A 23,417-nucleotide genomic window follows, 5' to 3' on the forward strand; every position below is an offset into this window, starting at 1 on the left:
ATCACCTATTAATCTATTCAGTTACGTAATTTACATTAAAATTATCTTCCATGAATTTCATGGTTTCTTCTTTTGAAATTCTATGTTTTTGTGGTATTTTCTTTTGTTGGATTTTTCTTTTAGCTATTCTATAACCTGGTTTTTCAAAGGTTATTGAAAGGTTCATACCAAAAATACCGATATCAGGATTATATTTCATACCTGGAATATCGATATGTTCTCTAATACCGAATGAAAGATTTCCTTGGTCATCGAATTGGGTAGGTCTAAGGTTTCTCATAATTCCTTCTAAAACCATATCCACTGCTTTATCAGCTTTGTCTCCACGTAAAGTAACTTTACATGCAATAGGTTGACGTTTTCTGATACCCCATTCAGGGTTGGTTACTTTTGAATAAGTTTTAACAGGAGTTTGATCAAACATTTCTTCTAAAAGTGTAATAGCACGGGATAATTTTTCACCTGCTTCACCTACACCAATGTTAACGGTAACTTTTTCAATTTGAACTTCGTTCATAGGATTCATTGATTAACCTCCAATAAGTCAATTATTGGTGCATCAGTTCCAATAACAAAAGCATAATCTTTTAAAGTTAAGAAATTGTCTTTTGCATTGTTTTCAATAACGATAGTATTTGGATTAGAAGATTCGTTAATGATGATTTCAGTTACTTTACCTAATTCACCGGTGTGTTTACCACCAGTAACAAGTACAGTAGCTCCAACTTCTAATTTAAGTGATTCTTTGATATCTTGTTCAGGAACAGAGATAACAACAATATCTCCAACATTTAAGTCGGTTTCATCAACAATTATGTTTTTACCATCGTGAAGGTTTAATTGGATTTTTCCGCCTTTGATAGTGGTTTTGTTGACGATTTTACATAATTTAGAATCATTATCGTCTATTGGTTTTAATTGTAATCTACCTTTAGTATCTAAAAGTATTCTATAAGATTCTTCAGTTTTTGGAATTTCAATAATATCCATAAATCCAACTGGGAATTTATAATCTTTAACTACTCTACCATCTACAAGAACATTACCTGAGTTGATGATTCTTTTTGCTTCTCTGGAATTGTCAGCTAATCCGAGAATGTCTCTAATAACTAAAGTTAATGGTAATGCATCATCAATAGCATGTGAACCTGCTGAAGGTTTTACAGTCCAGGTATCTTCTTTAGGATGAATAGGCCAGGTTTTTGGTGCTTTATATCTTTTGAGATGTTTTCTTGAACCCATATTAGCCATGTTATTTATCTCCTTTTACGTTTTTTGCTCTTCTATCATCGTCCATATCAGCTTTAATAATCATTAAGTTGGATGGATCTACTGGAAGAAGTATTGCGCTTCCATCAGGTTTGGATAAAGTTACTTCCTCAATAGTTACTTTGTAGTTGTTATAATCTACACCTAAAATTTTACCTTCGTGATCTTTGAAGTCTCCACGAAGAACTTTTACTTTATCTCCAACTCTTAAAGGTAAAGCTCTTGTACCGATTTTTTCTCTGAGATCTTTACTTAAAGTAGCACTTAAGTGTTTACCACGTTTGTGTGCAGGTGCTTTGTAAAGAGCTTTTCTTTGTTTTCTTGGTTGTTTTGACATTATTTCACCTTATACTAAAATACTTGCTGCACTACCTACACTAGGCCATCTGTCAGCTGCTTCTTTAGCTACAGGACCTCTGATTTCTGATCCTTTCAATACACCTTCAGGAGTAATAATAACAGCTGCATTATCTTCAAACTTAACACGAAGTCCGTCAGCACGTCTAAATTCCTTTTTTTGTCTTACAACTACTGCGTTAACGATTTCTCTTCTCATATCAGCAGTACCTTTTTTAACAGATGCTACAACTAAATCCCCAACACCAGCAACATCGAGTCTTCTGCGAACACCCTTATATCCTTTTACTGAAATAATTTCAATTTCACGTGCACCAGTATTATCCACACATTGAAGAGTAGCTCCGATTGGTAATGCTTTAGATACACTTGATGTTAATGCTTTCATAAAATTACTCTCCTTTTACTTCTACTAAAACAAAGTGTTTAGTTTTACTTAAAGGTCTACATTCTGCAACTTTTACAGAATCTCCAATATTTACATCTAAACAATCTGGTTTGTGAACATTAATTTTAGATTTTCTTTTTTCGTATCTTTCATATTTTTTAATGAATTTATAGTAACTACGTTCTACACTAATTGTCCTTTCAGCTTTGTTACTTACAACAACACCCTCAAGGATTTGACCTCTTACAGGTAAGGATCCGTGGAAAGGACAGTTAGGATCATCGCATGTAGTTTCTGGTACTTGAACATTAAGCCCAACCATATTATCACCATTTATATTTTTTTAAATCTTTTTTTTATTCTATCTTCAGGACGAATTGACAAAATATTACCCTCAATTTCTATAATTTCATTGTTTGGTAATTTGAATTGAAAGATTGAATTGATTTTAGGAATTAATTTTTCCTCATATATCCCTTTATCATTCTTAACTTCAATCTTAATCGTATTCTTTGTCTCATCAATAATAATTCCATTTAAATCAAGAGATTTATTAGTTGAACTAATAACCCTTACATTTAGTCCAATAAATTCATGATGAACTAAATTTTTTGAAGTTATCATAATATCTCTCTATGAAACTAGTCAGCTGAATATATTTGAACTCCTATTATCGAATAAATGAAATTTATTTTCTTCTTTTTCTATTGTTCTTTTTAGATTCACGAATTTCAATAGTATCGGATGAGAATCCCATATCAGATAAAACTTCTTTAACTCTTACTTTATGATCTCCTTGGAGTTCAATTTGACTGTTTTTAGCAGTTCCACCACAAGCACATTTTGCTTTAAGGGTTTTAGTTAATTCTCTGATATCAATATCGTGTTCATCGATACCTTCAATAATAGTCATGAGTTTTCCGAATCTTCTTCTAACTGTAAATACTTTAACAGTTTGAACTTCACGTGCAATTTCTTCGCAAACACAAAGTTCTTCCGGAAGCCCACATACATCACAGATTTTTGACATTTAATTCTCCTTCTGTTTTTCATTCAAAATTGTAAGAACACGAGCAATGGTTCTTTTCAATTCTCTAATTTTTCCAGGGTTTTCATTAACACCTGCAGCTGCACTTTTAGAAACATTTTTGGATAATTCTGCTTTGAGTTCAATTAATTTTTCTTGAATCTCATCAACTTCCATGTCCCAAATTTCTTTACTTCTTAAAATCGCCATTGTAACAACTCACTATGACTAATCATCGTCTGCTTCTACAGCATCTTCTTCAATAACTTCTTCTAATTCATCGAGGTCTTCGATTTCTTCTACGATTTCTTCGTCTTCGATGATTTCTTCATCTTCAGGAGTAATTGATTCATCTATTACCATTTCACCTTCAGCAACAACTTCACCATCTTCAACGATTTTTTCAGTTGGAGGAAGAATTTCAACGGTATCTGGTAATACAGTTTCAGGAGGCATGATTCTTACATAAATACCTAAAACACCAGGTTTTAATTGAACTGTAGCAAATCCTTCTTCTACAAATCTGATTGATGGTTCACCACATTTTTTGATGTAACCTTCTACAAATTTAGCTACAGCAGATCTTGAACCTCTGATTTTACCGGAAATAGTAACTTCTACACCTTGAGCTCCAGCACCCATAATTCTACGAATAGTTGAATAAGCTACTCTTCTGAAGTGCATACCTCTTTGTAACATGTTAGCTATTTTATAAGCCATGATTTTAGGATTAAGTTCAGGAGTTTCAACTTCTTTAACCTCAATTTGAGGATTGTCTAATCCAAATTCGTTTTTAAGAGTATTGGTAATGCTTCTTACGTTTTTTCCGCCTCTACCAATTACCATACCTGGTCTTTCTGCATAAACTACAACCATAGTTCCTAATGGTGTAACTTGTACGTCCATACCACCGTATCCAGCTCTTTCGAGTTCTTTTTCAAAATATTCGTCAATTCTTGTTCTTCTAAGGCCTTCAGTGACAAAATCTTTTTCTATCATTAGTTAGCCTCCTTTAATACTATTTGAATGTGGGTTGTTGGTGTGTTAAATGGAGTTACTCTACCAAATGCTCTTGGAATAGCTCCACGAATTACAACTCCTCTGTGACTTGAAATGTGTTCAATGAAAAGTTTTTCAGTATCCATACCTTTGTATTCAGCATTTGCTTCAGCGTTTTCTAAAACTTTTAAAATAGCAGCAGATGCTTTAACAGGGTATCTTCCTGATGGCCAACCTTGTTGTCCTTTTCTGTGACCTACTTTTTTATTGTGTCTTTTGAATGGAACTGATTGTTTCATGTCAATAACATTTTCTAAGTAAGCTTTTGCTTTTTCCACATCCATTCCTCTAATTGCTCTACAAATCTCTACACAGTGTTTAGGGGAAATCTTAAGAGATTTAGCCATAGCACGTGCGGTTTTTGCTTCATTACCTTCTTTGTTATAAGCATATTTATTAGCCATGTTCTAATCTCCTTATTTAAGTGGTACAAACATAGATGATCTTGTAGCTCCCATACCAGGGTCCCCGTGTTGAACCATTTTTCTGGTTGGTGCGTATTCACCAAAGTAATGACCAATCATTTCTGGTGCAATGGTTACTTCAACAAATTCATGTCCATCATAAATTCCGAAAGTGGTGCCTACCATTTCTGGAATAATAACCATGTCTCTGCAGTGAGTTCTGATTACTACAGGTCTACCATCTTTTGTTCCTTCTTTGTTTAACTTTCTCATCTTATCCAAAACAATTTGTTGTCTTGGTAAAAAACCTCTTTTTAAAGATCTTCTTTGTCTTGCTGGGAATAATTCCATTACTTCCTCTAAAGACATGTCTTGTAATTCTTCAAGAGTATGACCTTTATATTTAAATATTTTTCTTGCCAATGAAACACCCTCTATCTATCTTTTTAATCCTGTTCTTCTAGCTGCAATAGAACCAACTTTTCTTCCTGGTGGTGCATTTCTTGAAATAGTAGTTGGACGACCAGGATGTTGTCTGTTACCTCCCCCGTGAGGGTGATCTACTGCGTTCATTGCTACTCCTCTAACTGTCATGAACTTCTTACCTTTAGCTTTGTAAGCATGCCATCTTGTACCTGCTTTGAGGAACGGTTTTTCTTTTCTTCCTCCACCAGCTACAACACCGATACTTGCACGACATTTAGGATTTAAGTATTTTAATTCACCAGATGGTAATTCAACAACAGATTGATTTGCATCGTGAGTAATTAAAGAAGCATAAGTTCCAGATGATCTTACAAAACGACCACCGTCTCCTGGAGTATTTTCAATATTGTAAATAGGAGTACCTTCAGGAATTTCAGCAAGTGGTAATGTGTTACCGAATTTAATTGGTGCAGAAATACCGCATTCGATTTCATCATCAATTTGAATACTTTCTGGTGCTAATATGAATTTTTTCTCACCATTTTCAAATTTAACTTCTGCAATAGGAGCAGTTCTAGCTGGATCGTGTACGATATCAGTTACAATACCTTTAATACTTCCTTCTTTTTCTAATGCATCGTAAGATCTGTATCTAATTTTATCTTTAAAACGATGAGAAGCAACACGGTGAGTAGGAGTTCCTCTTCCTCTTCTTTGGATTATTAATCGTTTTCCCATTCAAATTCCTCCTTAGAATACACCTATTTTAACAGCAATTTCTTCTGCCATTTCTGGTTCAACAAGCTTGATATATGCTACTTTTTCACCATAAGGAGTAATGTGAGTGTTAACTCTTTCTACTTTTTCTTCGTATAATTGTTCAAATGCTAATTTAATTGTTCTTTTGTTAGCGCTACGTTTTACAACAAAAGTAATTTCATTATTTTGATCAATTAAATTCATGGTTTTTTCAGTAACATGAGGTTTAATAATAATTGAATATGCATCCATGATAATCACCTATTTTCCAATTTATTGGAATAAACCTCCTAATTTTTCAACTGCTGATTTAGTAAATATTGTGAGTCTACCAGCATGAGTACCAGGTGCTAACAATTCAGCATTTAAGTTTTCAACACATACTACGTCTAATCCAGCATGGTTTCTTGCACCTAAACTAATACCTTTATCTTCACCAACAACTAAAAGAGGTCCTTTGGATTGTTTGTATTTACGTCCTCTGGTTTTTCCTCTACCAGCTCTAATTTTTTTACTTTTTTTAGCACGTTCGATATCGTCATAAACACCTAAAGCTTTGAATACTTCACGAGTTTGTTTAGTTGTTTTTAAAGAACAAATATCATCGTCAACTACTATAGGGAATTGTTCAATATCGCCAGTTACATGGCCTCTTCCTTCAATTAAGTCTTTGTCAGTAGTTGCTGCTACAGCAGATCTGATAGCGAATCTTCTTTCTTTAATATTGATTTTTTCGTGATGATTTTTTTCAGATCTTACAGGATGTGCTTGTCTACCACCAATTGCCATTGGGACGAATGCTGCTCTTGCACCGTTTTTTATTCTTGGTACTCTAGCAGTTCCTCTACCTGAACCCCAACCTTTAGCACTGGTTCTTTTACCTGCCATAGGGTCATTTCCCCAAGGTTGGATTCTTGCAGTTTGTGAAGAAATTACAGCTCTTTTTATTAAATCTGGCCTGTATTCTTCGTTAAAAATAGCTGGAAGTTCGATGTCTCCGTTAACTTCCCCTTCCAATGAATAAACGTTTACCTTCATGATTATACCCCTTGTTTAGATTTTGTACTTATGTAGTTTATTTGAGGTAAATCCTCAGACTTTCCATTAGGCCTAATAGGTTCTCTAAGAATGACTAATCTTTTAGAAGGACCTGGAAGTGAGCCTTTTACTAAAACATAATCATTTTTAACAAGACCGTATTTTACAAATCCGCCATCTGGGTTGATTTGATCAACTTCATCTTTTGATGCAATTTTTAAAATTCTCTTATTGAATTCAGTTCTTTTATGGTATCCCATTTGACCTGCTTGTGCTACGGTCCACATAGTTCTTGATGGAGTCCAAGGTCCGATAGAACCTACGTGTCTTGCTTTACTACTTCTAGCAGCTTTACCATATTGAATTCTAATTCCCCATCTTTTAACTACACCTTGGAATCCTTTTCCTTTTGTAGTTGCGATTGCATCAACAAATTGACCTTCTTTGAATATGTCACTTGCACTTACTTCGTTACCTAATAATTCTAATGCAGTGTTTAATTTCTCCTCAGGAGTTGCTCCTCCAATACCACATTCGAATATGTCTGGTTTTTTCTTAGGTACACTTGTAACTTTAGGATTGGTGTGTACTAATACTTTAATATCTTCTGTGTTTTCTAAAGCACCTTGTATTTTTGCAATAGCTTCAGATTTATTGTACTCTTTAGGAAGTGAAATTTTCCTTGAGAGTTCTTCATCCAAATTGTCTGCAAGAACTTCGGTGATTACTTTCATTCCACGAGAAGTTTTTTCGTATGCTCTAATTCCCATTACTACGACCGGCGGTACTTCCAATACGGTTACAGGAGTAAATACATCCATACCGTTTTTTGGAGAGTTTTTATCGGTTTCAGTGACTAAAGCGTGAGTCATACCGACTTTATAACCCGCGAGGCCTAATAATTTTGGTTCATCATTTTTTGGCCAAGCTTTAATTCTTGGGGTTTCTTTTGCTACTCTTTTCCTTGGACTAAAAGCAACAGACCCTTTTCTTGGCTGGTGATGTCTTACCATTTGATTATACCTCCGTTTTATTTAAATTCCTTTTATTTTTTAAATTAATTAGTTTTAATTAATTTTTTAAATGAAAGGCTAATTAATAGCCAAATAAACTTTAATAAAATTATTAAAGCCATATATAAATAGCTAAAACTGTTAACACAGCCATATAGCTAGATAAATATTAAATTTAATATATTCTAGATTTAAATTTAATTTAAAACACTCAGAGAGCGTATTTTAATGTATAAATCATCTGCAATAATATAATCTATAAGAAAGTCTTAAAAACTTCAAATGTATAAAAAGTTGAGCGAAATATCTAATCTATTAAAAATAAATTAGATTTTGAATTAAAATCTCATAAAGTTAATTAAAGAAAGTGTAGCGATAACTGCTTCTTCACTCCTAACAGTTTCAGTTCCTTGCTCTGGAATGGTATTTACTTTAAATAAATCCCAGTTTCCACTAGAAACATCCTCCTGGATTGAAGAATAAGGTCCACCAAATAAAATAGCAATATTTTTACATTCTTCTACTTTAAATTTTAATTCATTAAAAATAGAATTGATTGAATCGCCATATCTTGTAGTCTCAACAACAAGATCTGGACTGATTAATTTTAAGCTATTTTTAAGACTTTTATTAGAGGACATTACATTATATCCCCAGTAAACGTCATCTGGTTCATCAGGTGTGACAATTACTTCTTTTTTAGCAATTTTAGTAATCTTAAAGCTAAATATCTTCTTAACACTAAGTTGCTCTTTGCAGAACGCAAGTTTATCCATACCAATATCCACAAAAGTTCCTTTATTATTTCTTTTTACAGTGAAACCTTGCCTGTAATCTCCAACCTGTGGATTTTTATCTACAGGGTGGTGAGGAGTTCTAAGTGGTGGAAGAATACCAACATGCTTCAATTCTGGTCTAATTGGGAATGCTCTTTTTCTCAAATATTGAGGAGTATTCATATATCTCAAAATTTCAGCAATAAATTCTCCATCTTCTTGTCCCTCATCATCTTTCAATTGCGCATCATTGTAGATTACAACATTGTTTACTCTGTAAACAGCTAAAGCTCTTCCAAGAATTCCTACTTTATAAGTACGAATTTTAAGATCTTTAGATTCTGAAAGAAACGAATTCGGAATAAATACAGATAGCTCATCTTTATACATTAAACAATAGATTTGTTTAAAAACATATATAAAGATTGTGCTAAGTTTATATAGCTATCACTAATAAGACTCATACATTTGAAAATATTATATCAATTATAATACCCGTAGTTTCATAACTACAATAATAAACTCATAGAATATATTAATATAAACTATGTCCATAGTAGTATATAAACTTAATTGAAAAATAGCTATTTACAAGTATTTTCGGCCCTAATCACAATAACATTAACACCTTTTGACTCTTTTGAGTGAAATTCATAAATTTTGGGAATTTTAAATTCATATCTGAATATATGGGTAATTTTAAGATTGTTTCTTGAAAAATAATCAATCAGGAATTCTTCAGTAGATGCCATGTGAAAAGAATAGATAACATCGGGACCAAAAGATATTGCTTTCTCTATAAAATCCAAATCAATTCCCCTTGTTGCCCTCTTTTGAGATCCGAAAGGAGGGTTCTGAAAAATAGTGTCAACATTAAAATCATCAACAAGCTGAAAAACGTCGCCGGCTATGAACCTGCAGTTATCCAACTTGAATTTTTCAGAGAAGGATTCTGCAACATCAACGGATTCCCCATCAATATCAATGCCTATTGCCGAACCCGCACCAAGCATCAATGAACCTATTGTAAAAACACCGCACCCACATCCCAAGTCAAGAACGTTCTTATCTAGAATATCCCCCAAACTATAGGCATTCCATAAAATGTCTGCCGCAATGTAGGCAGGTGTGGAATACTGCTCCAACTCAACTTTAGGGTTAGGATGGTTGGGAATCTGCTGTAATTTAATTTCAAGTTGTTTCTTATTTTTTATAGGTTTCATAAAATCAAATTCATAAATTATAATAATTAATATAATTTAATATAATAATATATTAAAAAATTTTTTATTGAGGTTTTAAATTGTTTAATAAAATATTGATAGCAAATAGAGGAGAAATAGCTATTAGAATTATGCGTGCCTGTCGCGAACTGGATATTGAAAGTGTAGCGATTTATTCTGATGCTGATGCAACTTCTCTATATACAAATTATGCTGATGAGAGTTATCCTCTAGGTAATCCTTCACCGGCAAAATCTTATTTAAATATAGATAAAATCATTGATATAGCCCTGGAATCAGGAGCAGAAGCAATACACCCAGGTTACGGTTTTTTAGCTGAAAATCCTAAATTTGGTGAAGCATGTGAGAAAAACGGAATTAAGTTAATTGGACCAAGTGGAAAGATTATTCAGGAAATGGGAGACAAGATTACCTCTAAAAACCTTATGAAAAAAGCGGGAGTTCCTGTTATTGAAGGTACACCTGAAGGCGTAACCGATATTGAAGAAGCTAAAGAAATAGCTAGGCAAATCGGTTATCCTGTAATCGTAAAGGCGTCTGCAGGTGGTGGAGGTATTGGAATGCGTGCGGTTTATGAAGAAGATGAACTTGTGCGCGCTATTGAATCCACTCAGTCTGTAGCTTCCACTAACTTTGGAGACTCAACAGTATTTATTGAAAAATACCTTGAAAAACCTCGCCATATTGAATTCCAAATATTAGCTGACGAACATGGAAATGTAATACATGCTGCAGACAGAGAATGTTCTATACAAAGAAGACATCAGAAACTGTTAGAAGAGGCTCCTTCCCCAATCATGACCCCTGAGCTAAGGGCAGACATGGGTGAAAGCGCAGTTAAAGCTGCCGAATATATCGGATACAACAGTGCAGGAACTATTGAATTCCTATATGACTCTGGAAACTACTATTTCCTTGAAATGAATACACGTATCCAAGTAGAACATCCAATCACAGAGATTGTTACAAACATCGACCTGATCAAGGAACAGATTAGAATAGCTAACGGAAACGAATTAAGCTTCCAGCAAAAGGACATAAAGGTTTCAGGACATGCAATCGAATGTCGTATCAATGCTGAAGATCCGTTTAACGACTTCGCTCCAAATCCAGGTAAGATTACAGGTTACAGGTCACCTGGAGGTCCTGGAGTACGTCTGGACAGTGGAGTCTATATGAACTATACAATCCCAACATTCTACGACTCAATGATTTCCAAACTAATTACCTGGGGAAGAACAAGACCAGATTCAATTGCTAGAATGAAAAGAGCATTAAGTGAATACATTATTTTAGGTGTTAAAACTACAATCCCATTCCATAAGGCAATTCTTAGAAACCCTAATTTCATAAATGGTGATTTAAATACTCATTTCATTGATACCTATAAAAAAGGAATCGATGAGGAAATGGAAAAAGTTATTGAAGAAGAAATGGAAAAGGTAAACAAACTTAAATCCACATTTATGCCTGCTAAAAAAATAGCTGCGATTTCTGCCGCTGTAGGTTCCTACTTAAACACTGCAAAAAATCAGCAACTGGCTAAAAAATAAGGGGTTTTCAAAATGAGAACTGAAATTATAGAACTTTTAAGAAAAGAAGGAAAATTATCTAAAAACACTCTTTCAGAATTGGCCAACTATGAACTTCACGACTTCATAGATACCGTAAAAGAGGTTGGAGACAATCAGACAAAATACATCAAAAAAGAAGAAATCCTAAAAAATCTCAATACTGAATTCATTGGGAAAAACATTTACATTTTCAAGGAAGTAATGTCAACCAATACTGTTGCAAAGTTCTTTGCAGAGGAAGATGATTCAGATGGTTTGGTCATTGTTTCAGAAAAACAGACTAATGCTAAAGGAAGAACTGGAAAACCTTGGGAATCACCCTTAGGGGGCGTATGGCTATCAATAATATTAACTCCTCACATTACCCAAAACAAGATTCCGATCATAACCTTGGCTACTGGAGTTGCAGTGGAAAAAGCGTTCGAAAGACTTGGAATCAAAAATGCAGAGATAAAATGGCCTAATGATGTTTTGATAAACGACAAGAAGGTATGCGGAATCCTAACAGAAGCAATAGCCAAATTCAACACAATCGAAAGAGTAATCGTAGGTGTTGGAATTGACGTGAACCTGAATGTAGATGAATTGCCTCCTGAAATCCAGGAAGGAACCATTTCCCTCAAGTCTATTACCGGCAAGATAATTGATGAAAATGAGGTTATTGCAATATTCCTTGAAGAGTTTGAGAAAATATACGAACTCATTAACGAAAGCAAATATGAAGAGATTCTTAAGGAATGGAGAAAAAAATCATACAGTATCGGAAAAACCGTAGAAGTGAGACCTCCATTCAGCAAATCCTACGATGCCTATGTTGTCGGTGTTGACAGCGAAGGAATATTGATTGTGGAAAAAACTGACGGAACTTTAGAAAAAGTAATATCTGGAGAATGCATTATCAAAAAACAATAATCATTCCCTCTTTTTTTTATTTTTAATTTTGAAAATTGAAGCAATTATTCAAAAACAATTTCATGACATTTTTCTTTATCTGAAACTACTTCTGATAGCTTGTTGAAAGAATCAATGATTTTCTGATTTAACTCGTCCAATTCCAATCTGAAGGCATCTGAAGTGGACAGATCAAATCTTATTGTTGCAGATGCGCCAGGCATTGAAACTGCAGGAATTGTAATAATGCCCTCATCTTTCAGCAAAATCATTGCAAAGATAAATGCAATATCATCTGGAGATAAATCGTTTTCAGCATTTAATTCACTGGCTAACTTTTCAGGAGTTACCATAACACCGGTAGGAGTCAATTCAAACATTTCAAAATTCTCGTTGAGCAAATTTAAAAGGTCTTCTTTTCTATCAAAACTTTTAAGGAGATTATCTTCTGTGAAATTTTTAAGACCGTTAACCATTGCTAGAATAGATGGAGGCTGTGCTTCAAGACCAAATTGATTTGCCTTTATTTTGATTTGATCCAGATATTTCTCCTTACCTGCCATCAAACCTCCTCTAGGTCCCGGCATAAGCTTGTCAGTACTTGTAATTACAATGTCTGCCCCCAAATCACATGCTTTTTCCTGATTGAAAATTACAGTTCTTAAACGTGCCCCCGAAGCATCATCAACAAGAACCGGAATATCCCTTTCATGTGCTGAACTGATTATTTCTTTAAACTCATCCTCATCAATAACTTGATGATCCATTGTGGAACCTGTTATTACAATCAGTGATGTGTTTTCAGGAATGTTGAACTCATTGAAATCATCATATTCCTCATAGTTCGCACCTACAATTTCACAGCTTCTAGGTATTGAAGGATGAGCTGGCAGTTTAGCAAGATAGTGAACAACAGTGCTGTCTTTTTCAACTAATGCTAAAATAGTTGCCAATATACCTGATGATGTTCTGTTAAGAGGCAAAATCTTTTCCCCGCCCATATGATTTATACCTTCAACCTGCAATAGCTCTTCAAATACCGCAGGCCCAATATAGGTTTCAAGAAGACTTAATTCTTCATCTGAAGCTATAAATCCTCCAGACAAACCAGTTAAATCAAAAAGTTTTTCTCTGCCTTTATCAATTACGATATTCTTTATAACTTTCAAAGAGTTTTCTCTTTTCTTAACTTCATCGAGGGAATTGTTAACTATCATCTAATCATCTAGTTCTAATTTGAAATCTTTAAATGCTTCATAGAAATGTTTAATGTTTTTAACAGGTACTTCAATAGGATCTGCTGCTTCAACATTTCCATCATTATCCTCTTCCATATAGGAATACTCTAAAACAGCGATTTTACCTTCCAAAGTAGTCCAAAAGATAACACTGTCATGAATCTTAAGGTTCTTTTTACCTCGGTTAGGCATGAAAACCTCTAAAGAGGATGCAACCTGACTGTCGGTTTCAGCCACTTCCTCCTCATTCTTATAATCAATCAATTCCAATTTGTAATCCTTAAACTCTTCATAATATTTAACTAAATCCTCATCAGAAACAGGAATGAATTCTTCAATATCCTCATCCACATCATATTCCACATCAAGAATCTTGCCTTCAGGGCTTGTTCTAAAAATCAAACCCATAATTCTGTCATCAGGCACTTCATCAAGCATGAATGATAAGGACATTCCCAATTGATTGAAGAATTTTTCCCTTTCTTCTTCGTTTTTATTCACTTTCTTGATTTTAGTAGTTTTAGATTTTAATTTTTTTTCTGCTACTTCATTAATGTCAGCCATAATCTCCACATCCAAAATGATATAATAATAATGAATTTTTATATAAAGTATTTTTAATTAATATATATAAATATACTGTTTGTTAAAATCCATTAATAATATTTTAGAATATGGAAAATTTAATAAATAATAATTATATTCCAATTTATATAATAATGACAACTTGAAATATTATTTTTTTAAAATCTCTGACAAATTTATTAACAGTGAAAACTTGGATAGAAGTTTTTTTATTTTTGTTGTAGAGACCTAAATATTTGCAGGAAGATAATCATTTAATCATGTTTATTTTTATAACATGAACAACTCTTCTAAATCATAACTTCCTTTAATATTTTTTATTTCTTCCCTAATACCATTATTACTTTCTTTCATAAAATTATCACATGATTGGGTTCTATTTTTTCATAAAAAAGTTTTTTGAATTCATTTAAACTTTTATAGAAATAAATTAATTCTTTATCATCTACTAATTCAATAGATTTAGCAACATCCATTGTAAACTGTATTAATCCTTTTTCAAGTTTTTCATATTCTTCATCATCTGCTAAAACTAATTTTTCACTTAATTTTATAAATAAATAATCAAATTCACTCAACATTTTTATTATCCTATCTTTATCAAAACCACTTTCTATTGCTATATCTAAAATTGAAAGAAGAGTGACTTTTGTCTTTTCTAAAGCAACTTTTGCTCTAGTTGTACATAAAAGACAATATGATCTATCAACATTTATTTTTACTTTTTCTCTTATTGGTCTTTTAGATTCATATATTATCATTATTACTTCTCCTAAAATCTTTTAACTGATTTCATAAAGATTATGATTTAAAGTTTAGCTTCATCAATAGAAATTGGATTATCAAGAGTACCAAAAAATATCCGGAAGTCTACCTCTCAATACACCAATGTTTCCAATGGGAATATTTTCTTTTATCTTTTAAATATAGGAATTTAAAATGATCTAGTTTTTCTTCCATAGTTCCCATGTTTTTAATTTTTTTAACAAATTAAACGGTAACTAATATTATCCCAACCAGATTCACTAGCTAAACTAAGCCCCATAATTCTCAATTTTACCACGTTTTATCTTTTTTGTTATATATATAACTTATGTTTATGTTGTACTTTTTTAAATGTTTATATATGTCCAAAACCAATTCCATATTTGAATTTGCAAATTCATTTAAATATTTATCACAAAGAGAATCATTGTCAACAATTGAATCCGAATTGCATGTTTTAAGAATAAATCTTACACTCCCAAAAAATATAATCTTTTCACTCTATTTAATCATAGTTTTAAAGTACCTATAGGAATCACTTTAATGCCATCTTTTCGAGTGTATGCCAATTTACCACCAGTAACAATTGCTAAAAAACTAGGGGCTTTTAAATTTAGATTCTTTTCTTTAATATTCTTTTTAATAAGATTATCTAATTTGATGAGATTTTTAGATCCATCTTCAATTTCCATTCGACCTAATTTAAATTCTATTAATCCATATCTCCCATCTCTTAAATGAACCACACAATCTACCTCTAGACCATACCGGTCTCTAAAATAAGACACTCTTCCTCCATAAGGAGCCAAATAAACATTTAAATCCCTAATACATAATGTTTCAAAAATAGATCCAAATGTTCTTAAGTCAAATTCTAATGATTGAGGATTTAAATTTAATGCTGCAACTGCTATTGATGGATCAATAAATTCTTTTTTAAAAGAAGATTTTATCGCTGTTTTAGATCTAATGTTTGGAGTCCATGCCCTAACATTATCAATAACAAATAATCTTTCTAATGCATTTACATATGAATAAAAAGTATTTTGAGACATGTCTCCATAATTAGTTTTGATGTCCTTTAATATTGTTGAATTACTTGCTTCTGTTGAAATATTTCTAGCATAAGATGATAATATACTTCTAACCCTTAAAGGATCTCTTTTAACTCCATCAACTGTAGATATATCATCATTACAAATACTGTTTAAATAGATATATGGTAATTCTAACTGATCGGTTTTATTCTCAAATTTTAAACTTGCTGGCCATCCACCTCTACAAGCAGCAAATATTAAATCTTCCATAGATAAATCAGATTCTATACCATCAATATCCAAATTAGAATTATTAAATAAGTCAATTATTGATATTTTTCCATTAGATTCTTTACTTTCATATAAACTCATAGGTCTCATCAATAGTCTAACTATCCTGCCCGTTCCAGTATGTATTATTTTACTTTCATCAACAGATGTTGAACCAGTTAAAATATATAAACCTGTTTCATTTAACTCATAAACACTTACTCTAACAGCATCCCATAAAACTGGAGCTATTTGCCATTCATCAATTAAACGAGGTTTTTCACCACTTAAAAGTTTTGATGGCTTATAATAAGCCCACTCCAAATACGATTCTCTTTCATCAACATTTTATAAATTTAATACGCTATTAGCATGCCTCTTTCCTGTTGTAGTTTTACCACACCATTTAGGACCCATTATAAGAACAGCACCCATTATTCTTAAATATTTATCCAACATTTCATCAAGAACACGATCATAATACATTATTTTTCACCCTACATAAACATCCTTTTTAGATAAAAATTGTGATAAATTGAACTATCTAGTAGAATATTTTAATAGATTATACTTTCTTGATTATTTAATGTATTTTGTAAATATTCAAAGAAATATCCAAATTCATGACCATTAACAAAAATATGACTTACAGTTATTGATACAGAAATTTCATTATCTTTATTCATTTTTCCCCATGTTAGTAAAGGTTGTATGGCATTACCATCAACAACACAATTTGTAATAGCATTGAAATCCACCCAAGGAATGAATAAACAATTAATAATATTTTCTAAATCTATTTTTTCCATTTCAACAGAAAATCCAGGATTTTTCAAGTGATAAAATATCGTTTTCTAATTGTTTATATTCATCACCCCATTGCTTAATATTTTCAAATCCTGTTGGTGATGTTACATTCATTTCACAAAATATTTGTTTTTCTTCATCCATAGATGGTTGGTCATATTAATTTTTTTCAATATTCATATTATTACAAAATGGTAATTGAATTACTTATAATGCTTTATTTTGAGATTTTTCCTTAAAAAGTATTACTTTTGAATAGATTTTATAATTTTGACCAAGCCCCTAGAGAAGAAATAAAAAATATTAAAGAAGTTATGATTTAGAAGAGTTGATTATGTTATAAAAATAAATATGAAATTAATGATTATCTTCTTGCAAATATTTAGGTTTCCCTAATAGAAATAAAAAAACATATTATTTAACTTATAAAACCAAATAATCATCAATATAACTTCTTAAAAGAATAAAGTTATTTATTGTTAAGATACTTGAAATTCATATAAACCGTAATGACTTACTTTCCCTACAACTATATTATCAATAAAATATTGGATTTTATAAACAAAAAATTATAAAGGAGTCCCACAAAAAGGACAAATTACTTCACCAGATTCAATAAATTCCCCACAAATCGGACAAATAAAATCTTCTTCTGAATCATCATAACACATATTTTCACCTAATTATATACTTAATATGTATATAATTATTAATAAAGTTATCTAAAAGTAATTTCACTAATATGTCTTATATGTTATTAATAAGTAAACATTAGATGTTTATTCATTGATTTTAATTATTGAATTTTTCGCAAAAAATCGAACATTGATTACTTATCAATGATGGAAAACCTACTGGAAAATGAATTTTAACAGACCCATCAATAAGAAGAGTATATATTTATTAACAATTTATCCAGTGAAACAACGTAGTCCAAATCAAATTTATTATGAATAACTATGCTGGAGCAATCAATAAAACTGGCTTTATAACTTTTATTGTTGTACTTTTTAAATATTTCCACTTCATTTACAATATTGAAGTTATCATCCAGATAGCAATATGCCTTGGTTAACTCGATACCCTTTGTTTTACCACAACGACAGTTATAATTTCATTTAAAACACCGTTGCTAATATAACATTCATTTTCAAAGAAAATGTTTTTGTTTTTTTCAATAATCTGTCTGGATGAATCTTTTCTTTTAAAGATAGGCATAAAAATAATGTATCGATAAACAGTTTACTCATTGTAGATCAACTCATCAACATTCCAGTCTTCATCATCATCAAACATCCCAAACACATTATCAAATGTATCATATTGTTTCCCCAGATATCCCAATCAAAAATTGTGTTTTCATCAATTGGAAAATCTTCAAATTCTCTTTTATGATTTTAGGTAAATGTAGCTCGTCTTACCATGAAGTTTACTAAGATAGTTAAAACTACAAAAAATCAAATGGGTTCGGCGAAATGTTTTAAAGAACAAATCAATCAAAAAACATATCAATAACAACACAATTACCAAAAAAAACCCATATAACCTCACGACAATTTTAGACCATGCTATTATGATTTAAAAGGAAATAATATATGATTAATGTTCATCATATAAACTATTTCCATGGCTGTCCATAGCCACTATAAGAGGTCCGAAGTCCTTGACCTTTAATTGCCACATAGCTTCAGGCATTCCCAAATCAAGCCAGTTAACATTTTCTATTTCTTCAATAGCATCAACATATAATGCTGCACAGCCACCAGTAGCAACCACATAAACTGCACCGTGCTCTTTTAATGCTTCCCTTACTGTATCGTCCATTCCCCCTTTTCCAATGATTATTTTAGGACCCATGGCAATTACATCTGCCTGATATGGATTCATCCTCATTGAAGTGGTAGGACCAATGGCCACCATCTTATAATCCCCATCTTCCTCAGTTATTATTGGGCCTGCATGGAACAGTGCAGTATTCTCGATATCTGCAGGAGCACCCTCTTCAAGAAGTCTTTTATGTGCTTGATCACGTGCAGTAAAAATTGTACCGGTTAAACTGATTACATCCCCAGCCTTAAGTTTTGTTAAATCCTCCTTAACAGGAACATTAATTTCAATCATATACTCACCTAATATAATTTATTGATTAATCCAATAATAAATATTTTTAAAAAAGATACATTTATTATATTTCATTTAAAAAAATTATACCATATTAAAATAATTATCAGATGGGTAAAATATGTCAAGTATGAGTAGTGTGGCAGGGTTGTCAAAATATTTAACAACATTGCCGAAAACAAAAAACGCCATTTTAACTATGATTTTTATCAGTTTCATTACTGGAACAATATACTTCCTCATAAACCCGCTTTACAAGATCGGTGTTGTGGAACAAGTAATTTATGGTGGAAGTTTCGGATTTTTTGTCCTGGGAATCAGTTCCATAATAAGCGGAGTCATAAGAGAACATGGATTGAAAAAGTTACAAGGAATAAATTTCAAATTGAAGCATTCAATGTTTCTATCCCTTTTGTCAATGGTATTCATTTGCGTAATATTAATTCTAGGTGGAATTTTTGAAATCCTGTTGGGTCAGAGATTCTTGTCAAACATTCTCCTATTCGGATGCGTTCTTATATTTGGAATAAACACATTGATCCTTTGGAGCGTAGCCAAGATAGGATTTTCCAAGTCTGCGGTTGTGGCAACTTTCCAACCATTATTGATACTGGCCACCTACATCATATTTTCATTCCTATCTGACATGCCAATATTTGATGATACCAGCTTCACTACAATCGCATTAAAACTTGTTGGTGGAAGCATAATATTCATAATAGCCATCTACTCATTCATTACAGTGGTGGAATCCCCAATGAAAAAAAATTTAGGTATTGGGGTTCTTGATTTGTTGAGCCTGTTTTTAGCACACATGAACGAAGGATCAAATTCCCTTGAAAATCTCTTTGAACACATGGGAGAGTCAATCAGTACAATTGTTAGTTTTATAAGTTTTAAAAAGAAAGACTCCAATGATTTGAAATGTCTTTTCATAAGTCCTTGTGTTCACCCTGGACCATTGGGGGACATTGGAGGATCAAATATGCCAACAATATTGGCTAGCGACTATGACAATTTCACAATGGTTGCTCATGGCCCATCAACCCACGATTTTAACCCTGTTGCAGTAAAGGAAATAGACAAGATAAAAGAATCCATTAACAGAGGGCTTGAAAAAGCAGAATACTCATCAAAAGCAAGTGTCTTTAAAAGATATGAACATAAAAATGTGAAGATTGGAGTTCAATTCTTCAACAAGGGAATGGTGCTTTTGAGCACATTTGCACCTAATGGAAGTGACGATATTGAATTCGGAGTCGGCCTTACCATGATGGCTCAAAGTAAAAGCAAATGCGAAGTAAAGGATTCCATTATTGTAGATTGCCATAATTCATTCACTCCCGAAAGTGGTGAAGTATTGCCTGGAAATGATGAGGTATTCGAGATAATTGAAGTTATTGACAAAATAGAATGTGCAAAAGAATATTCCGGACTGAAAGTCGGTTGTTCATACGTCAATATGGAAGGTTTGGACAAAACCAATGGAATTGGACAGAGCGGATTGAAAACCATGGTTGTGGAAGTCAACAATCAGAGAACAGCATATCTCCTGTTTGATTCAAACAATATGGAAATAGGGTTCAGGCAGGAAATAATTGAAGCTGCAAACGATTTGGATATTGACGAGATTGAAGTGATGACCACTGATACCCATTATGTGAATACTTTATCCAGAGGATACAACCCTATTGGAATAAATGAAAGAGAGAAAATTATTGAATTTGCTAAAAAAAGTATAAACGAGGCAATATCTAACCTTGAAGAAGTAGAAGTTGCCACAGGTACTGAAAAAATAGAAAATCTTAAAACATTCGGTCCAAACAATTCAACAGAACTTATTTCAACCATTAGTTCAATAGTGGCAGTAAGTAAAATTACAGCTCCTGTGTTGTTTATATCAGCATTGCTAATATTATTCGTGTGGATTTTCTACACAGGAATTTAAAAAAAAAGGATTTTTTATAAAAATCCCATATAATTATATAATACAACGAATGAAATTATCCAAGTGAATAAGAATGGTGAAATTCCATCCCATAGCCATTGGCTAAATCCACTAATTTCATCATTATAACGTTTTTGACAAGCTTGTCCAATGAAATAAAGAATAATGAATGGTAAAATACCTGCAAATACATCATTTTTAAAGCCGAACCAACCAACAGATATTCCCAATGAAATAAATGCTGAAATAAGACCACCAATTACATGAATTGTTGTTACTTTAATTGTAGTATCCATTAGAGTCCTCCAAAATTAATTAAATAAAAAGTAAAATTTATACTAGTAATTATTATCTAAATTATTATATATAAAACATCGTATTAACAAAAAGTGATTATTATGAAAACAATGTCAAATGTTGATATTTACACAATAACAGACGAATTGAATAATTTGCTTGAAAATGCAAGAGTGGACAAATCATTCCAACCAATGAAAGATACTGTCGTTATCAGATTTCATGTTCCAGGAACAGGACGTGTAGACCTGGTTATGCAATGTGGAGTGCGTATGCATACAAGCCAGTATCCGTTGGAAAATCCTACACAACCTCCATCATTCCCTATGCTTTTAAGAAAAAGAATTAAAGGAGCAAATGTCGTTAGTGTAAAGCAACACAACTTTGACAGGGTTGTTGAAATCAAGGTTAAAAAAGACAAGTATTACACAATCATCGTGGAATTGTTTGACAAAGGAAACATAATTCTTTTGGATGATGAGAACAACATTATATTGCCCCTTAAAAGAAAGCAGTGGAGCAGCAGGGACATCAGCTCCAAAAAAGAATATAAGTTTCCTGCAGAGCGCGGAATCAATCCCGTCACTGTTACTTTTGATGAACTGAAGGAGCTTTTCAAAAATTCCGATAGTGATGTTGTCCGTACACTGGCCAGGAACGGTCTTGGAAGCCTTTATGCTGAAGAGATAATCTTAAGGGCTGAAACCATTGACAAGAATGATGATGCAGACAAATTATCCGATGAGGACATTGAAAAGCTTTACAACAGCATATTAAGCATATTTACCGATTTGAAGAATGACAACTTTAAACCGCAAATCGTAAAATGTGAAAATAAGGAAGATGTTGTTCCTCTTGACTTGGATCAGTACAAGAATTGTGAAAAACAGTATTTCAAGAATTTCAATGAGGCCTGTGACGAATTTTATTCCAAAAAAATAAATGTTGGAATAAAAGATGTCAAGGAAGCCACATGGAACAAAAAGGTTGGCAAGTACGAGAAAAGATTGAAGCTACAAGAAGAAACAGTTCAAAATTTTAGAGATACAATCGAAACATGCCAGAATAAAGGAGAGCTTATCTATTCTAATTACACATCTGTTGAAAACCTGATTAATGTTGTTAATAATGCTAGAAGTAAGGACTATTCCTATAAGGAAATAGGCAAGACTCTTAAAAAGGCAAAGAATGACGGAATGGCAGAAGCCCAATCATATGAAAGCATCGACAAGCTCGGAAACCTCACACTGAAATTCAATGACACATCCATAAACATTGATCCCCATATGAATGTTCCAGAAAATGCACAGATTTATTATGAAAAGGCAAAAAAAGCTAAAAGAAAAATAAAAGGTGCATTGATAGCTATTGAAAACACCAAAAAGCAATTGGAAAAAATCAGAGCCAAAAAGGACATTGAAATGGAGAAAGTTCTATACCCTAAAAAAAGAGTTAAGAAAAACCTCAAATGGTATGAGAAACTTCGCTGGTTTATTACCTCAGACAATGTGTTGGTAATCGGAGGGCGTGACGCCAACACCAATGAAAGTGTTGTTAAGAAATATTTAGACAATAATGATATTTATTTGCATGCTGATATACATGGTGCAAGTTCAATTGTGGTAAAACTTGAAGGTGATGAAATAAATGACAATACCCTTCAACAATCTGCAAGCTTTGCTGCTTCATTTTCATCTGCTTGGTCAAAAGGTTTCTCTACACAAGACGTATACTGGGTCCATCCAGACCAAGTTTCAAAAACCCCTCAGGCTGGGGAATTTGTAGCGAAGGGTTCGTTTATAATAAGAGGAAATCGTAATTATGTCCGTGGAGCAAAAGTTCAGATAGCTATTGGAATTGTAGACTATGAAGGAAAAAGAATAATGGCAGGACCTGTCGAAGCCCTTGAAGCACACAGTGAAAATTTTGTTGTTCTGAAACCCGGCTATACCAAAAAGGAAGCAATAGCCAAAAAGGTACTTCACAAAATCAATGAAGATGACCTGTTGACTTTAGATGATATCGTAAGAGTGTTGCCAGCCGGAAAATGTGACATTGACGAGGAATATCACCAAAGAAAAAAATATTTGGACAGAATGAAAAACTAGTTTTTAAAAAAAAAGG

The 23,417-nt window shown here is 32.5% G+C and carries 29 protein-coding genes and 1 pseudogene; 4 read left to right on the top strand and 26 right to left on the bottom strand.

All coding sequences use genetic code 11. From position 1 onward, the window contains the following. Window positions 1-13: 13 nt before the first annotated feature. From Q4P18_RS04520 to Q4P18_RS04600, 17 genes are all read right to left on the bottom strand, one after another. Window positions 14-526, bottom strand: a complete 513-nt coding sequence (locus Q4P18_RS04520) for a 50S ribosomal protein L5 (RefSeq protein ID WP_303336133.1) — start codon at window positions 524-526, stop codon at window positions 14-16. After that, on the bottom strand, window positions 523-1,251 hold the full coding sequence (locus Q4P18_RS04525) for a 30S ribosomal protein S4e (RefSeq protein WP_303336135.1): 729 nt from the start codon (window positions 1,249-1,251) through the stop codon (window positions 523-525). Before Q4P18_RS04525 ends, Q4P18_RS04520 begins: the two co-directional genes overlap by 4 nt. A gap of 1 nt (window position 1,252) precedes the next feature. Next, complete coding sequence (gene rplX, locus Q4P18_RS04530) at window positions 1,253-1,606, bottom strand: 50S ribosomal protein L24 (protein WP_303336137.1); 354 nt, start codon at window positions 1,604-1,606, stop codon at window positions 1,253-1,255. A 9-nt stretch (window positions 1,607-1,615) separates the two neighbouring features. Then, the gene (locus Q4P18_RS04535; RefSeq protein WP_303336139.1) at window positions 1,616-2,014 is read right to left on the bottom strand and encodes a 50S ribosomal protein L14; all 399 of its coding nucleotides are present in this window, start codon (window positions 2,012-2,014) and stop codon (window positions 1,616-1,618) included. Window positions 2,015-2,018: 4 nt separating this feature from the next. Next, window positions 2,019-2,336, bottom strand: a complete 318-nt coding sequence (locus tag Q4P18_RS04540; RefSeq protein WP_303336141.1) for a 30S ribosomal protein S17 — start codon at window positions 2,334-2,336, stop codon at window positions 2,019-2,021. Window positions 2,337-2,347: 11 nt separating this feature from the next. After that, a complete protein-coding gene (locus Q4P18_RS04545; protein ID WP_303336143.1) occupies window positions 2,348-2,638 on the bottom strand; it encodes a ribonuclease P protein subunit in 291 nt (96 codons plus the stop codon). A gap of 64 nt (window positions 2,639-2,702) precedes the next feature. Continuing rightward, window positions 2,703-3,044 carry a stress response translation initiation inhibitor YciH gene (gene yciH / locus Q4P18_RS04550; RefSeq protein WP_303336145.1) on the bottom strand — a complete coding sequence of 114 codons (342 nt, stop codon included), beginning with the start codon at window positions 3,042-3,044 and terminating at the stop codon, window positions 2,703-2,705. Beyond that, on the bottom strand, window positions 3,045-3,251 hold the full coding sequence (gene rpmC, locus Q4P18_RS04555) for a 50S ribosomal protein L29 (protein WP_303336149.1): 207 nt from the start codon (window positions 3,249-3,251) through the stop codon (window positions 3,045-3,047). It abuts the gene before it with no gap. An 18-nt stretch (window positions 3,252-3,269) separates the two neighbouring features. Further along, complete coding sequence (locus Q4P18_RS04560) at window positions 3,270-4,040, bottom strand: 30S ribosomal protein S3 (protein WP_303336151.1); 771 nt, start codon at window positions 4,038-4,040, stop codon at window positions 3,270-3,272. Then, a complete protein-coding gene (locus Q4P18_RS04565; RefSeq protein ID WP_303336153.1) occupies window positions 4,040-4,504 on the bottom strand; it encodes a 50S ribosomal protein L22 in 465 nt (154 codons plus the stop codon). Before Q4P18_RS04565 ends, Q4P18_RS04560 begins: the two co-directional genes overlap by 1 nt. 12 nt (window positions 4,505-4,516) lie before the next feature. After that, entirely contained in the window at window positions 4,517-4,927 is a 411-nt protein-coding gene (gene rpsS, locus Q4P18_RS04570; RefSeq protein ID WP_303336155.1) for a 30S ribosomal protein S19, read from the bottom strand. A 15-nt stretch (window positions 4,928-4,942) separates the two neighbouring features. Further along, window positions 4,943-5,668 carry a 50S ribosomal protein L2 gene (locus Q4P18_RS04575; RefSeq protein ID WP_303336157.1) on the bottom strand — a complete coding sequence of 242 codons (726 nt, stop codon included), beginning with the start codon at window positions 5,666-5,668 and terminating at the stop codon, window positions 4,943-4,945. 12 nt (window positions 5,669-5,680) lie between these two features. Next, window positions 5,681-5,941: a 50S ribosomal protein L23 gene (locus tag Q4P18_RS04580; RefSeq protein WP_303336160.1), complete on the bottom strand. Its 261-nt coding sequence runs from the start codon at window positions 5,939-5,941 to the stop codon at window positions 5,681-5,683. A gap of 21 nt (window positions 5,942-5,962) precedes the next feature. After that, window positions 5,963-6,727, bottom strand: coding sequence for a 50S ribosomal protein L4 (rpl4p, locus tag Q4P18_RS04585; RefSeq protein ID WP_303336162.1), 765 nt, complete (start codon window positions 6,725-6,727; stop codon window positions 5,963-5,965). A 2-nt stretch (window positions 6,728-6,729) separates the two neighbouring features. Continuing rightward, a complete protein-coding gene (gene rpl3p, locus Q4P18_RS04590) occupies window positions 6,730-7,740 on the bottom strand; it encodes a 50S ribosomal protein L3 (protein ID WP_303336164.1) in 1,011 nt (336 codons plus the stop codon). A gap of 338 nt (window positions 7,741-8,078) precedes the next feature. Further along, a complete protein-coding gene (locus Q4P18_RS04595) occupies window positions 8,079-8,906 on the bottom strand; it encodes a putative RNA uridine N3 methyltransferase (protein WP_303336166.1) in 828 nt (275 codons plus the stop codon). A gap of 194 nt (window positions 8,907-9,100) precedes the next feature. Next, window positions 9,101-9,739 carry an METTL5 family protein gene (locus Q4P18_RS04600; protein WP_303336168.1) on the bottom strand — a complete coding sequence of 213 codons (639 nt, stop codon included), beginning with the start codon at window positions 9,737-9,739 and terminating at the stop codon, window positions 9,101-9,103. An 80-nt stretch (window positions 9,740-9,819) separates the two neighbouring features. On the opposite strand from Q4P18_RS04600, the gene Q4P18_RS04605 reads away from it, so the two are divergent. Further along, window positions 9,820-11,313: an acetyl-CoA carboxylase biotin carboxylase subunit gene (locus Q4P18_RS04605; protein ID WP_303336170.1), complete on the top strand. Its 1,494-nt coding sequence runs from the start codon at window positions 9,820-9,822 to the stop codon at window positions 11,311-11,313. A gap of 12 nt (window positions 11,314-11,325) precedes the next feature. After that, entirely contained in the window at window positions 11,326-12,246 is a 921-nt protein-coding gene (locus Q4P18_RS04610; RefSeq protein ID WP_303336172.1) for a biotin--[acetyl-CoA-carboxylase] ligase, read from the top strand. 44 nt (window positions 12,247-12,290) lie between these two features. Here Q4P18_RS04610 and Q4P18_RS04615 read toward each other — a convergent pair whose 3' ends face one another. The 8 genes and pseudogenes from Q4P18_RS04615 to Q4P18_RS04655 form a co-directional block, all read right to left on the bottom strand. After that, window positions 12,291-13,442 (bottom strand): TIGR03576 family pyridoxal phosphate-dependent enzyme, encoded by a 1,152-nt coding sequence (locus Q4P18_RS04615; RefSeq protein ID WP_303336174.1) that lies wholly within the window; start codon window positions 13,440-13,442, stop codon window positions 12,291-12,293. Then, the gene (locus Q4P18_RS04620) at window positions 13,443-14,027 is read right to left on the bottom strand and encodes a hypothetical protein (protein ID WP_303336176.1); all 585 of its coding nucleotides are present in this window, start codon (window positions 14,025-14,027) and stop codon (window positions 13,443-13,445) included. A gap of 371 nt (window positions 14,028-14,398) precedes the next feature. Next, on the bottom strand, window positions 14,399-14,809 hold the full coding sequence (locus Q4P18_RS04625; RefSeq protein ID WP_303336178.1) for a hypothetical protein: 411 nt from the start codon (window positions 14,807-14,809) through the stop codon (window positions 14,399-14,401). Window positions 14,810-15,322: 513 nt separating this feature from the next. Then, window positions 15,323-16,606, bottom strand: a pseudogene (locus tag Q4P18_RS04630) (ATP-binding protein). Between the two features lie 71 nt (window positions 16,607-16,677). After that, complete coding sequence (locus Q4P18_RS04640) at window positions 16,678-16,929, bottom strand: CatA-like O-acetyltransferase (RefSeq protein WP_303336184.1); 252 nt, start codon at window positions 16,927-16,929, stop codon at window positions 16,678-16,680. Between the two features lies 1 nt (window position 16,930). Beyond that, window positions 16,931-17,071, bottom strand: a complete 141-nt coding sequence (locus Q4P18_RS04645) for a hypothetical protein (RefSeq protein ID WP_303336186.1) — start codon at window positions 17,069-17,071, stop codon at window positions 16,931-16,933. A gap of 425 nt (window positions 17,072-17,496) precedes the next feature. Further along, window positions 17,497-17,598, bottom strand: a complete 102-nt coding sequence (locus Q4P18_RS04650) for a zinc ribbon domain-containing protein (RefSeq protein ID WP_303336188.1) — start codon at window positions 17,596-17,598, stop codon at window positions 17,497-17,499. Between the two features lie 928 nt (window positions 17,599-18,526). Continuing rightward, window positions 18,527-19,048, bottom strand: a complete 522-nt coding sequence (locus Q4P18_RS04655; protein WP_303336190.1) for a FumA C-terminus/TtdB family hydratase beta subunit — start codon at window positions 19,046-19,048, stop codon at window positions 18,527-18,529. A 121-nt stretch (window positions 19,049-19,169) separates the two neighbouring features. Here Q4P18_RS04655 and Q4P18_RS04660 point away from each other — a divergent pair, with 121 nt between their 5' ends. Further along, window positions 19,170-20,996, top strand: a complete 1,827-nt coding sequence (locus Q4P18_RS04660; protein ID WP_303336192.1) for a DUF2070 family protein — start codon at window positions 19,170-19,172, stop codon at window positions 20,994-20,996. Between the two features lie 14 nt (window positions 20,997-21,010). Here Q4P18_RS04660 and Q4P18_RS04665 read toward each other — a convergent pair whose 3' ends face one another. Beyond that, on the bottom strand, window positions 21,011-21,292 hold the full coding sequence (locus Q4P18_RS04665; protein WP_303336194.1) for a hypothetical protein: 282 nt from the start codon (window positions 21,290-21,292) through the stop codon (window positions 21,011-21,013). Between the two features lie 102 nt (window positions 21,293-21,394). Between Q4P18_RS04665 and rqcH the strand changes: the two genes are divergently transcribed. Beyond that, complete coding sequence (gene rqcH, locus Q4P18_RS04670; protein ID WP_303336195.1) at window positions 21,395-23,401, top strand: ribosome rescue protein RqcH; 2,007 nt, start codon at window positions 21,395-21,397, stop codon at window positions 23,399-23,401. Window positions 23,402-23,417: the final 16 nt, after the last annotated feature.

It is taken from the genome of Methanobrevibacter sp. (assembly GCF_030539665.1).
Taxonomy (GTDB): Archaea; Methanobacteriota; Methanobacteria; order Methanobacteriales; family Methanobacteriaceae; genus Methanocatella.